Annotated in this window: 10 protein-coding genes and 1 pseudogene; 2 read left to right on the forward strand and 9 right to left on the reverse strand. The window is 66.7% G+C overall.

The genetic code is table 11. From position 1 onward, the window contains the following. Positions 1–200 precede the first annotated feature (200 nt). The 4 genes from fusA to ACSQ3Y_RS15665 form a co-directional block, all read right to left on the reverse strand. Positions 201–2,237: an elongation factor G gene (gene fusA / locus ACSQ3Y_RS15650; protein ID WP_436177973.1), complete on the reverse strand. Its 2,037-nt coding sequence runs from the start codon at positions 2,235–2,237 to the stop codon at positions 201–203. 490 nt (positions 2,238–2,727) lie between these two features. Next, positions 2,728–3,027 (reverse strand): hypothetical protein, encoded by a 300-nt coding sequence (locus tag ACSQ3Y_RS15655; protein WP_436177974.1) that lies wholly within the window; start codon positions 3,025–3,027, stop codon positions 2,728–2,730. Between the two features lie 105 nt (positions 3,028–3,132). Further along, complete coding sequence (locus tag ACSQ3Y_RS15660) at positions 3,133–3,669, reverse strand: GNAT family N-acetyltransferase (RefSeq protein WP_436177975.1); 537 nt, start codon at positions 3,667–3,669, stop codon at positions 3,133–3,135. A gap of 38 nt (positions 3,670–3,707) precedes the next feature. Next, positions 3,708–4,109, reverse strand: a complete 402-nt coding sequence (locus ACSQ3Y_RS15665; RefSeq protein ID WP_057199782.1) for a hypothetical protein — start codon at positions 4,107–4,109, stop codon at positions 3,708–3,710. 215 nt (positions 4,110–4,324) lie between these two features. Between ACSQ3Y_RS15665 and ACSQ3Y_RS15670 the strand changes: the two genes are divergently transcribed. After that, positions 4,325–4,480, forward strand: a complete 156-nt coding sequence (locus ACSQ3Y_RS15670) for a hypothetical protein (RefSeq protein ID WP_436177976.1) — start codon at positions 4,325–4,327, stop codon at positions 4,478–4,480. 189 nt (positions 4,481–4,669) lie between these two features. Beyond that, a pseudogene (locus ACSQ3Y_RS15675) lies at positions 4,670–5,335 on the forward strand (TerC family protein); the annotation flags it as partial. 51 nt (positions 5,336–5,386) lie between these two features. Here the strand turns inward: ACSQ3Y_RS15675 and ACSQ3Y_RS15680 are convergent. The 5 genes from ACSQ3Y_RS15680 to ACSQ3Y_RS15700 all read right to left on the reverse strand — a co-directional run bounded on the left by ACSQ3Y_RS15680 (position 5,387) and on the right by ACSQ3Y_RS15700 (position 12,399). Next, positions 5,387–6,385: a J domain-containing protein gene (locus ACSQ3Y_RS15680; RefSeq protein WP_436177977.1), complete on the reverse strand. Its 999-nt coding sequence runs from the start codon at positions 6,383–6,385 to the stop codon at positions 5,387–5,389. Positions 6,386–6,580: 195 nt separating this feature from the next. Next, positions 6,581–6,844, reverse strand: a complete 264-nt coding sequence (locus tag ACSQ3Y_RS15685; RefSeq protein ID WP_057267334.1) for a hypothetical protein — start codon at positions 6,842–6,844, stop codon at positions 6,581–6,583. 9 nt (positions 6,845–6,853) lie between these two features. Beyond that, on the reverse strand, positions 6,854–7,609 hold the full coding sequence (locus tag ACSQ3Y_RS15690; protein ID WP_436177978.1) for a hypothetical protein: 756 nt from the start codon (positions 7,607–7,609) through the stop codon (positions 6,854–6,856). 29 nt (positions 7,610–7,638) lie between these two features. Continuing rightward, the gene (locus ACSQ3Y_RS15695; protein WP_436177979.1) at positions 7,639–8,043 is read right to left on the reverse strand and encodes a DUF4345 domain-containing protein; all 405 of its coding nucleotides are present in this window, start codon (positions 8,041–8,043) and stop codon (positions 7,639–7,641) included. 129 nt (positions 8,044–8,172) lie between these two features. Then, the gene (locus ACSQ3Y_RS15700) at positions 8,173–12,399 is read right to left on the reverse strand and encodes a DUF4347 domain-containing protein (RefSeq protein WP_436177980.1); all 4,227 of its coding nucleotides are present in this window, start codon (positions 12,397–12,399) and stop codon (positions 8,173–8,175) included. Between the last annotated feature and the right edge of the window lie 175 nt (positions 12,400–12,574).

Consider the following 12,574-nt stretch of genomic DNA (forward strand, 5'->3'; position numbering starts at 1 on the left):
ATTGTGAGTGCCTTCAATACAAACCATGTGTGCGTATGCCCTTTCGGGCCGACGCTCTTGTCGACTGCAGCCGTTCAATTGACCGCATACCATCTCTACTTGGTAACCAAGCTGAACGGAACTGCAAAAGGGGCGCGGACACCCGTCCACGCCCCTCTCTCTTGCGTCACCGGGCATCCATCCAGCCCGGCACGTTCGACTCAGCCCACCAGTTCGGCGGCCTGGGCCGCAGGCACCACCCCGTAGTGGTCTAACTGCATCGAATACTGCGCACGCCCCGAAGACAAGGCCCGCAAACTACCGATGTAGCCGAACATCTCTTTGAGCGGTACCTCGGCCTCGACCGTGGCGGCGTTGCCGCGTTGGCCCTGGCAGCGCACTACGCCGCGGCGACGGTTCAGGTCGCCGATGCTGTCGCCCAGGTACTCTGCGGGCGTGATGACCTCGACGGCCATCACGGGTTCGAGGACCTGGGGCCCGGCCTTGGCGAATGCCTCGCGGAAGGCGGCCATGGCCGCCAGCTCGAAGGCCAGCGTGGACGAGTCGCGCTCATGGAAGCTGCCATCCACCAGCGTGGCGACAAAGTCCACGGCGGGGAAGCCGGCGACCACGCCTGCCAGGGCGGCGCGGCGGATGCCGGCCTCTACGGCAGGGATGAACTCGCGCGGCACGGCGCCGCCGACGATGCGGTTCTCGAACTGGATGCCCTCGCCCCGGGGCAGGGGCGCCAGCAGCAGCCTCACCTCGGCGAACTGGCCGGGGCCGCCGGTTTGCTTCTTGTGCACATGGTGTACCTCCACACTCTTTGAAATGGTTTCGCGATAAGCCACCTGGGGGCGGCCGACCGACACGTTGACGCCGTGGCGTGCGCGCAGCTTCTCGATCGAGACTTCGAGCTGCAGCTCGCCCATGCCGGACAGAATGGTCTGGCCGGATTCGGCGTCGTGCTGCAGCCTGAGGCTCGGGTCTTCGCGCAGCAGTGACTGCAGGGCCTTGGACAGGCCTTGCTGGTCCGCGCTGGCCTTGGGCTCGATGGCCACGTGGATCACCGGCTCGGGCACGCTGATCTGCTCCAGCACCACGGGGTGGGCCGGGTCGCTCAGGGTGTGCCCCGTCAGCGTGTCCTTGAGGCCGACGACGGCGGCGATGTCGCCCGCCACCAGTTCGTCGCGCTCGATGTGCTTGTCGGCATGCACTTCGTACAGGCGCGACACGCGCTCGGTCTTGCCCGTGCTGGTGTTGAGCACAACGTCGCCGCGGGCCAGCCGGCCTGCGTACACGCGCACGAACACCTTGGCGCCATGGTCGTCGGTGACGACCTTGAACGCCAGGGCCTTGAACGGGTCCGCAGCGGTCTCGCCGCCTTCGCGCACGATGTCGTCGGGCGAGGGCAGGTAGTCCACCACGGCGTCGAGCAAGGGCTCCACGCCGCGGTTCTTGAAGGCCGAGCCGGCGAGCGCGGGCACGAAGGCGCCTGCCAGCACGCCCTTGCGGATGGCGGCACGCAGCACGTCCACAGCGATCTCTTCGCCGTTCACGTAGGCCTGCAGCGCGGCTTCGTCCTGCTCCACGGCGGCCTCGACCAAGTGGGCGCGGGCGCGCACGGCTTGCTCGAGCAGGTCGGCGGGCACGTCGGCTTCGCGGTAGGGCGCACTGGCGTCGTCCTTGTCCCAGATGCGGGCGCGCAGGCTCAGCAAGTCCACCACGCCACGGAAGTCGCCTTCCGCACCGATGGGGATCTGCAGCGGCACCACGCGCACGCCCAGGCGTTCTTCCATCATGGCCACCACGCGGTGGAAGTCGGCTCCCACGCGGTCGAGCTTGTTGATGAATGCGATGCGCGGCACGCGGTACTTGTCGGCCAGGCGCCAGTTGGTCTCGGTCTGCGGCTCCACGCCGGCCACGCCGTCGAACACGACGACCGCGCCGTCGAGCACGCGCAGCGAGCGGTTCACCTCGATGTTGAAGTCGATGTGGCCGGGCGTGTCGATCAGGTTGAGCTGCGTGCCCTTCCAGTGCACGGTGACGGCCGCGCTGTTGATGGTGATGCCGCGCTTTTGCTCTTGCGGGTCGAAGTCCATGTGCGCGGTGCCGTTGTGCACTTCGCCGATGCGGTGGCTTTCGCCGGTGTAGAACAGGATGCGTTCGGTAGTCGTGGTCTTGCCCGCGTCGACGTGGGCGATGACACCGAGGTTGCGCAGATGGGCGTTGCTGGTATGGCGTGAATTCTTGGTCATGGCGAATCTTTCAATCTTTTTTGCGGCTGCACTCGACTCTGCGAGCAGTTGCCGCCTGGTTGGCATTGCGCCAGCCCAGGCATCACAAAAAAGGATTCGCCTGGGGGCTAGCGTCGATGGGAATTGCTGGTGCTGTCGCCGGAGCCCGGGCGCACGGGGCTCATGCTCCGGCGGTCGGGAATCGTGGCGATCAACTTGTCGTAGGTACGCATGGGATGAGAAGTGAGTGAGTAGTCTGAAAACAAAAAACCCCGGGAGGGACGAAGCCTGCCGGGGTTTGGGGGTCCGGAAGGCGCACAGCCCTCCGACACGCGATCGAGGGGCGCAACTAGGTGGCGAACGATGCCTTGATCACGTTGGTGAGGATTTTCATAATGGTTGGATTATCCGCGCGGTGCAGAAAGCTTGCAAGCGGCCTTGCCTATCGCGCCGATAGCGTAAGACCCGGCAGACCGGTGGGCCCCGGGAGGCGACCAGTGGCGCGTGCCCATCATGGCTCGCGCACCAACCGGTGGTACCGCCAGACCCCCCAGATCGCGCCGACGGTGAGGCCTATCCCTATGCTCCAGCCCGCCGGAACACCGAATGCGAACGTCAGGACGAACATCAGGCCGGCACTGACCAGCGCGATGAAAAACAGCGTGACGAAATCGAAGCGCGCGACTTCGATTGTGTCCTCCACGGCGCTGCGCTCCCGGTGGCCCTGCGCGCGGCGCTGGCCCCGGAACAGCAGGACATCCACCACGAACTCGAAGAAACCGATGACGATATCGGCGAGGGTACTGAACATGGGTTGCTCCATTGGCGGCGCAAGCTGAGCGCACGGTCGGCAGGGGCGGCCATCGTAATCCTTCACCCCATTGACCGCAGGCGGACAGGGGCCTTGGGTGCCAGCCTACCTGCTCACAATGGCCCAGCGCTCGTGGTCGCGCCAGCGTCCGCCGATCTTGAGGTACTTTGGCGAGTAGCCCTCCCGTGAGAACCCGCAGGATTGCACCAGTGCCAGCGAGGCGGCGTTGCCAGGCTGGATGTTGGCCTCTAGTCGGTGCAGCTTGAGCGTGCGAAAGGCATGGCGCACGGCCAGGGTGAGCCCTTCGCGCATCAGGCCCTGGCGCTCGTAACCCGCAAAGGCGTAGTAGCCGAGGTAGCCGCTGCAGAACGGTCCCATGACCATGTTGGTGATGTTGACCACGCCCGCCAGCTCCAGCGAAGCGGCGCCTTGCCGCACGACCAGCAGGCCGCAGTTGCCGGGCGTCTGCATGCGTGCCACGTAGGCAGTGAACTGCTCGGGTGCGGCGGGCGGTGATGTCCACGGGCGGTGCAGTGCCCGGCTGGCGCGCACCGCGGCGAGGAATGCGGGTTGGTGCATGGCCTGCACGGGCAGCAGGTGCACGCGGGCGGCAGTGGCTGGTGGTTTGCGGGGGGTGGTCACCTAGGGATTGTGACCCCGCCGCATGCCTTCCCTCAGGCTCAGAACTTGGTGGCCTTGATGTCCGCCTTGGCCTTGTCGTAGTCGGCCTTGGCCTGCTTCTCGCAGGCGTTCTTGGCATCACCTGTCTGGTCGTCGCACTTTTCCTTGGCGACATCGTGCGCGCCTTCGGCCTTGGCTTCGGCCACCTTGCGTGCGTGGGCGGGGCTGGGCTTGTACTGCTGCTCCAGCTCGGCCTTGGCGATCTTCTCCTTCGCCTCGGCTTCTTCTTCGCAGACATCCTTGGCGTTGGCCTTGAGGGTGTCGCACTGGACCTTCTGGGATTTGTAGTCGGCTTCGATCTTTGCCTTGGCGGCCTTGTGCTGGTCGGCGGTGAGGGCGTGGGCGCCGGAGCAGGCCAGGAGGCCCGATGCAATGACTGCTGCAATGACGTTGGTCTTCATGGTGAACCTCCTTGGATGAAAAGACACTGCACTGTGGCCGAGTCGCCGCCCGCCCCGCGTAGGCCATCGGCGACGAAAGAAGTCGGACGGGCCAGGTCAGAGCGCCAGGCCGGCATGTAGGACGAAATCCGTTGTGCTGACGCGCGCGGCGGGCCGGATGCGTTTTCGCCGGAGTTCATGGATGATTGGCGCACCCCCCAATCCCTTTGCTCGCCATGAACTACCTGCAAACGCTCGTTTCCGATCCCGCTGCCTGGGTGGCCTTGCTCACGCTGATAGCGATGGAGGTGGTAGGGCGTGCCATCACCCATTTCACCCCCGCGCTGGCCCCGGCATGCGGATGGATGCGCGAAGCGCGGCGCAGCCAATAGCCCAGCTATTGGCAAGCCGTGCAACAAAGCAGACGCCGCATGCCGGGGCCAGCCCGAAGGGAAAGCCTGCAGCGCGGCGCATTGCGGCGTTGCCCTTCGCTTGCGTAGCGGTGCTACGCGGCACTCAGGGCGCCTTGCACTGCACCGCGCTGCAGGATTCCGCGGGGGTGAAATGGGTGATGGCACACCCTCTGCATCGACGACCTGATCTTCATTTCGATCCTCACCAACAAGCTGCCGGAGAAGGACCGTGCCCGGGCGCGCAACATCGGGATCGGTGCGGCATTGGTGATGCGGCTGGCCTTGCTGGGGACCATCGCGTTCATCGTCGGGTTGACCGCAACGGTGTTCACCGTCTTCGGCAAAGGCTTCTCCTGGCGCGACATGATCCTTATCGCGGGCGGGCTCTTCCTGGTGTGGAAGGCGACCAAGGAGATCCACCACAGCGTGGACCCGGACCCCGGGCACGATGTCTTCACGCCCCAGAGCGTGGGGCTGACGGTGCCGGCCGCCATCGGGCAGATCCTGCTGCTGGACCTGGTGTTCTCCATCGACAGCATCATCACCGCCGTGGGGATGACGGAGCACATTCCCATCATGGTGGTGGCGATTCTCGTCACCGTCGGGGTGATGCTGTTTGCCGCAACGCCGCTGGCCAACTTCATCCAGGCCAACCCGACCATCGTGATGCTGGCGCTGGGCTTTCTGCTGCTGATCGGCACCACGCTGATCGCAGAGGGCTTTGGCGCTGCCATCCCCAAGGGCTATATCTACGCGGCCATGGCGTTCTCGGCGCTGGTGGAGCTGCTCAATATGTTTTCGCGCCGGGCCAGGCAGCGCAACTCGTCCCGATGAGGATGCATGCGGTGGCATGCGCGCCACCGCAGCGCCTGTTTGCCCCGCCCCTCAGAAGAAATCCGCCTCTGCCAGCTGCAGCGCACGGGGGTTGCCCTGGGGCTGCTTGTGCAGCGCCACGGTGGGGCCGGTGTCGCTGCTCGCGTTGCCCTGCTGATCCGTTGGTGCGCCGGCTTCCTGCACGGCCACGGCACTTGAGCGGGCCAGGGCGCCGGTGGCCAGGTTGCGGTAACGCACCTCATAACGGCCGGCGGTGAGCTGCTCCATGGCGAAACGGCGGAAGGCGGGTACGTACAGGTGGCGCACGGTCTGGGGCTGCATGCCGTCCAGCGACACCAGTTTGACGAACATGTCGCAGTCGTTGTGGCTGTTGTCCACGGTCAGGCGTGCCGCGCCGTCGGTGTTCAGCTGCGGGTAGCTGGCGAGGTAGCCGGCACTGGCGGGCCAGGGCTGGCCATTGGGGTCGGTGGCAGGGCGCTGGTACCGGGGCGCAAAAAAAACGGGCACCGCGAACCCGCGCAGCGGCCCGGAGGCGGCGGTGCCCATGTCGTTGTCATAGCCCAGAAAGGGCCGGGGTACCAGGGTGACCAGGGCCAGGCATGCCACCACGGCACCCAGGGCGTACAGGCTCCAGTTGCGCTGCAGGTGCTGCGCCAGGGCGCTGGTGGCGGGCGCGCGCGCCCGGTTGCGGCGATGCCGGTTGCTGCGACTCTGGATGCGGTTGCTGCTGCCCGACTGCAGCCCATGCGCCGTGGCGTGGCTGTAGTGCGGCGCCTCGCTGTGCATCCACAGGGGCTGGATGGAAGGGGGCGCTGTATCCACCTCGTCGTTCTGGTCCACCCACAGGTCGTGCAGCGCGCGCTGGTGGGGGTTGGAGAGCACGGCGTACGAGGTGTCGATGATGGCCATCTTGCGCGCGGCCTGGGGGTCGCCTGCGTTGTGCCCGGGGCCAAACCTGCGCACCATGGCCTGGTAGGCAGCATCGATCGCCGCCGGCGACGCATCGCGCGCCACCTTCAGGTTGTCGTAATGGGTGTGCAGCGTAGTCACGCGGGTGGCCATTGGGGTGAAGAATTTGCCGACCGTACCGGGGCTGGTGATATGAAACTACATGTTACATCGGCCGCTGTCTGTAATCCAGAGGATGCGTCTTGCAAATGCGCGCGAAAGTGATCCGCGTCACGGGAGTGCAGGCGGCGGCATATGAGCCTGCGTGCATAGGTTCCGTGCCCTTGGCCCCCGGTGTCAGTCGAAGACAGCCATGCCTTCGGCCCAGATGGTGTGGCCGGGGTGGTGCTCTGCGATGGTGAGCACGGCACCCGCCATGGCATCTGTGTCGCCGGGGTCGATGGTGTAGCTGAAGATGCTGACGTTGGCCACAGTGAGTTCGGGGCCGTGCAACTCGTCCTCGGCAAGCACGTTCGCGGTCACCCACAGCGGTGCTGTGGCGGTCAGGCCGAGAGAGAGGTAGTTTTCATATCCCTGGCGGGTATGGGCGAAGAACACCATGGGTTGATTTTAGGCAGCGTTGGAAGGGCCCTGCAGTGTGCCAGCCGCGATGCCATGCCCGCTCCAGAACACCCCCACCGGCGCATCCAGCGCGAGCGGTTGCAGGGCGAAGCAGGCGGTGAGGCCCTGCAGGTCGGCGGCACGCTCTACACGTTGCACGAAGGGTTCGGTGATCTCGGGCTTGAGCGCGCCATGCCGGTCCAGGAACTGGCCCCACAGCGGCATATTGCGAAAGCGCTGCACGGGCACGGCGGTGGCCAAGTAGCCTGCGGGGAAGAGGCGGCGATAGGCCTCGATCTGGTAGAGCCATGAGGTGCCCAGCACGCGAACCCCTGGCGGCTCGTTCCGCTGGACCAGGTCGAAGAGGGCAGCGAGTTCTTGCGCGCGGTGCTCGCGGCGGGAGGCCGCCAGGGGTGACTGCCCCGATGCGTCGGAGTTGTGGAAGTGCAGCCGGATATGGCCGGGGCCCGCCAGGACGTACGCAAAGCAGCCCACGCTGGCGGCCGCAGGAGCGGGAATGTTGTGCGCCCGGCGGCCTTGGTAGAAATGCCAGGTCCAATTCTGGTTGGCTGTGCAGGACGAGGCCAGGCCACAGAGGTAGGCCTGCCATACCGGGTGCGTGGCATCGAATTCACGCCCCAGGCCCCAGCGCACATACAGGTTGGTGTAGTCGAGAAGGGCCTGGGCCAAGGGCATGCCCGCCAATGTCGCCACGCGGTGTGCGAAGCGAAGCTGCAGGTCGAAAAAGGCCTTGCCCAATTGCACGGACAGCAGGTGCGCGGGCGGCCGGCTCTTCAGGCCGACGGCCTGGGGTTGCGGTGTGCCAGGGCCAGGATGATGGGCACGACCAGCTCGGGCACCAGGTAGCCGATCCAGGCAGCAGCCGGCTCGGGCAGGCCCACCTGGCTCATCGAGACCAGGCGCCCCACGGCGGCCATCGCCACGCCCAGAGCGATCAGGTAGACCAGCGTGCCCTGCTGGCGGATGGTGACGGCGGTCCATGCGGAGATGAAGCCCATCGACAGGTACACGCCCGCCATGAAGCGGTGCACGTTGTCCAGCCGGGGTGTGGTGTCGGGCTGGCCGAGGAACATCTGCAGCGTGCCGCCGAAGATGGAGATGGCGGCGACGAGGAAGAGGCAGACCTGCACCACGCGCTGGCGGCCGGTGATGGGGGATTGCGGTGGGCTGGGTGGCATGGCGGTTCCCGGTGGGTGGGCCGAGGCGCATGCCAGGGTTGCTGCATGCTAACGCCGGGGCGACCAGTTTGGCAAAGCATGTTTGGCATGCATTGGTCCACTGAATCCGAGAGTCAGGTCCCTTCGCCCTCAGGCGAATTCAAGCCCCTTGCTCGTGAGGCCCACCAGGTCGATGCGCACGGCCGTAGCATCCAGGTTGGCCGCCATCACCACTACCTCATTGAACGAAACCCCGCTGGCCATCAGGTCGGTGATCAGCTTGAGCTCGGCCTGCGTGCCCGCGCGGCCCACCACGTTGGTCCACAAGAGCTGCGCGACTTGGTTGGGCGTTTGCACGCCCAAGGCCTGCAGGCCGATGCCTGCGATGGTCTGGCTGGTGGCGCCAGCGTCCAGCAGGCGGATCACCTCGCCCACCACGCCCTTGTTGGTCAGCAGTGCTGGGCCGCCCAGGGCACCGAGCAGCTTGGCTGCCTGGCCGGCGTTGCCGGCGAGGTCCAGCGCCAGCTTGGTGTCGCTGAAAGTGACGCGTTCGACCTGCGTCACATCGAGCATGGCCCCATCGGTCAGGCGCTGCAGCGTGTAGTTGCCATTGCCATTGGCCTGCACATGGGTCTGGCCCAGTGTGGCAGGGATCACCACCGTGTCGGTGCCTGCACCGCCTTCCACATAACGGGCCAGGCCCAATGTGGGGCTGATGGTGTTGTTGCCCGCATTGCCCGTGACGGTGACCTCGCGGATGGCATCCACGCGCACGGCGCCTGCGGCGTTCATGCCGTCGAGCAACTGCGCTGGCGTCTTGCCCGCGCTTTGCTGCGGGAAGAATTGGGCAAACAAGGTGGCCACCTCCAGCGCCGACGTGCTGGTGAAGGGCTGGATGACGGCACCCTCGCCTTGCGTGAGATCGCGCCCCAGCCACTTCTGGAACAGGTAGGCGGCAGCCTCCTCGGCGGCGCTGTGCGCCACGGTGAGGCTTGGGCCCGCCGCAAAGCGCACCTGCTCCACATCCACCAGCCAGTCGGAGACGCCCGAGGCGGTATGGGTCAGCTTGATGCCATTGGCTTCGAGCACCACCGTGTAATCTGCGCGCGAGCCTTCCTGCACGGCCACATCGAAGCCCGTGCCGCCATTGAGTTTGTCGCTGCCCGTGCCACCCGAGAGCAGGTCGTTGCCTGCACCGCCGAAGACGATGTCGTCGCCCGCATCGCCGTAGACCTGGTCGTCACCGGCCTCGCTGCCCACGGTGTCGTTGCCGGCGCCGCCGTGGAGGGTGTCGTTGCCCGGGCCCAGCACGATCCACTGGGCGGCACTATCGCCGACGGCCATGTTCGGGCCGGCGCCGCCGATGGTGCGCACGGCACCGACGATGGCCACGAACTCCACGTTGTCCACATGGATCACGGTGCCCGCGGGCAGGGCGCTGGCGTCGATGATGATGGCCTGCTTGCCGTCACCGGCTGCGGCGCCGCCGTTGATCACCAGGGGCACATTGGGGTTGAAGCCTGCGCCGGTGATGGGTTTGATGGTCTGCACCACCAGCGATTCGCTGGAGCCCAGGGTCCCCAGGAAGTCCTGCGCCTGGGGGGTCAGGTCGGAGTTGCTGCCCGCCGCAGAATCGATGCGCTTGAGGAGCTCGGCCTGTGCGGCAGAGCCTGTGGTGCCGACGGACTGCCCCACGGCCGTGACGCCCATGCCCACGGGGATGCTGACGGACACCAGTGCGTGGCCGTCGGCGGCCTTGACGATGGGGATGTCGGCCAGCGCGCTGCCCGAGCCGGGCGTGTCGGGTCGGTTGCTGGCGACCACGGGCACCGTGGTGGTCGTGGTGCCGTCGGGCGCCGTGGTGATGATGACCGGCGTTCCATCCACGGTGTTCGATGCAGGCGGCGTGCCCCCGACCGTGATCGCATTGCCGGTGAGGTCGGCGATCACCACGGTCGCATCGGCACCGGCGTTCCAGTCTTCGGCAAAGGCGATGTTGTAGGTGGTCTTGTCGGTGGCGCTGGTGCCGGTCTTGTCCAGCAACTGGTTCACGAAGGCCTTGTCGGAGGCGCTCAGCGTGAGGCTGAAGGTGGTGGCGCTGGTGGTGTCCACGTTGGTGGTGTCGGTCAGCACATAGGTGCCGCCGCCCTTGCCGGTGAAGGTGAGCTTGTTGGCCACGATGTCGTTGGCGGTGCCGGCCTTGCCCAGCAGGTTGGTGCCCGTGACCACCAGCACCCCGGTGCCCACGTCGTAGGTGGCGCTGGTGACGGTGGGTACGGCGACGTTGCTCACGGTGATGGCATTGCCCGTGAGGTCGGCCACCACCGAGGCGGCATCCGCCCCGGCGGCCCAGTCCTCGCCGGCGGCGAGGTTGTAGGTGGTGCCACTGGTGGAGCCGGTGCCGTTCTTGTTGACCAGCAGGTTCAAGGCCGCGCGGTCGGCCGCGCTGAGCGTCAGGGTGAAGGCGGTGGCGCTGGTGATCTCCACGTTGGCGGTGGTGGTCAGCGCGTACTCCGCGTCGCCCTCGCCGGTGAAGGTGAACTTGTTGGAGACGATGTCGTTGGCGGCCCCCGCCAGGGCGGTGAAGCCGGTGCCGGTGACCACCAGGGCGCCGCTGGTGGCGTTGTAGGTGGCGCTGGCGATGGTGGGCGCCGGCCCCGGGATGGATACCGTGATGGCATTGCCCGTGAGGTCGGCGATGTTGCCGCCCGTGACCACGCTGTTCCAGTCATCGGCCGCGGCCAGGTTGTAGGGGGTGCCGCCCGTGGAGCTGGTTCCGCCCTTGTTGAGCAGCGTCTCCACTGCGGCGATGTCGGCGCCCGAGAGGGTCACGGCAAAGCTGGTGGCCGACGTGACCTCGATGTTGGCCGATGTGGACAGCACGCGGGTGGCGCCGCCTTCGCCGGTGAGGGTCAGCTTGTTGACCGTGACGTCGTTGCTGGCCCCGTCGGCCTTGACCAGGTTGGTGCCCGTGACGGTGAGGACATGGGAGCTGGTGTTGTAGGTGGCGCTGGTGATGGTGGGGGCGGCCACGCCGGAGACGGCGACGGCGTTGCCGGTGGCATCGGCGGCGGCCGCCGACTGCCAGCCCGCCGCTGCCGCCAGGTTGAAGACGCTGGCGTCCACCGCCGCGACGCCGTTGCTGTTGAGCAGGCCGTTGACGTTGAGCATGTCCACCGCGTTGAGGGTGACCGAGAAGGCGGTGGCGCTGCTGGCGTTGACGTTGCTGCTGGTCAGCGTGTAGCTGGCGCCGCCCTGGCCGGCGAGGGAGAGTTTGCCCACATCGACATTGCCGCCGCCGGTGAGGTTGGTGCCGGTAACGGACAGAATCCCGGTCGATGCGTTGTAGGTGGCGCCGGTGATGGCGGCGAGCGATACGACTGCTGGCTCGAAATCCAGGTCATCAAGGGCGAGGGAGAGGTTCGTTCCCGCGAAGGTGAAACCGGTGATGTTCTGGAAGCTGGTATTGGCCGAGGTATTGATGTTCTGCTGCAGGATGGTCGCGCCGCTGCTGGCGTAGGTCAGGGCCGATCCAACGTCGGGGGTGACGGTGATGTTGCCATCTGCCGCTGCACCGAAACTCAGGCCATTGAGCCGGAAGGCGCTGCCGTCGGCAGCCTCGACCTTGATGCTGGAAATGCCCGAGACGTTGGTCCGGTCGAAGCGCAGAAAGTAGTCGCCTGCGTCGTTGCCAAGCCCCGACAGGCTGCTGTCGTTGGAAACCCGGTTGGTGTAGCTGCCGGTGCCCGTGATCGTGTACTTGATCCCATCCAGCGTGAAGCTGGCTGTGGAGAAGTTGGTGACGCCATTGGAGTCGTAATTTTCGTCGGCCGGTACGGCCAGCACTGCGGCATAGGAGGCGGGGCCCACCAGCGTGGGGGTGTGCACGGTGCCGTGCTGCCGCCCGAGCACCCAGTCGCCGCCCAGCTGCGGCGATCCGGTGAGCGTGGTGGACGCCGCCACGTTGGCCCCGAACAGGTCGGACAGCGTGCGCAGCAACGCGGCCCCTTGCCGGCCCGCGCCGGAGTGGCAGCCGTAGAGCAGCACGTCGCCATCGTCGGCAAGCGCGCTGCCCATGGCGCGCAGCAGGTCGGCATGCGCGGCGGCGCTGGCGGCATCCAGCACCGTGGTGCCCCAGTGCAGCCGGCCATGGCTGCCGTGGCTGAGCACATGCAGGGCGCCGATGCCGCTGCGCCCCTGCAGGTGCGCAGCCATCTGCGCCAGGCCGTCGCGCATGCCGTCGAGCACCACGACCTCGGCGCCCTGCGGGGCCGAGGTCGCCAGCGCAGCCCCATCGTGCAGGTCGTTGAAGATGAAGACCACCTGCACGGGGCTGTGAGCGCTTGTGGGATGGGTGAGGTCGATAGGGTAGGCCATGCTGATTGCATCCTCGTTCTGGCGGCCAGGAGACCGCATGCCTGCGGCATCAGAGCTCCATGGGGTACCGGATACCTGCGCGGGCGTCCGGCTTGGGGGCGTGCGGCACAGCGGCATGGGCTGGAGAAGCCCAGGATGTGATCGGCCGCGACCATTCTTTCTACCAGAAAGCAAG

The sequence above is a fragment of the Acidovorax sp. LjRoot66 genome, assembly GCF_964253305.1.
Classification (GTDB): domain Bacteria; phylum Pseudomonadota; class Gammaproteobacteria; order Burkholderiales; family Burkholderiaceae_C; genus Acidovorax.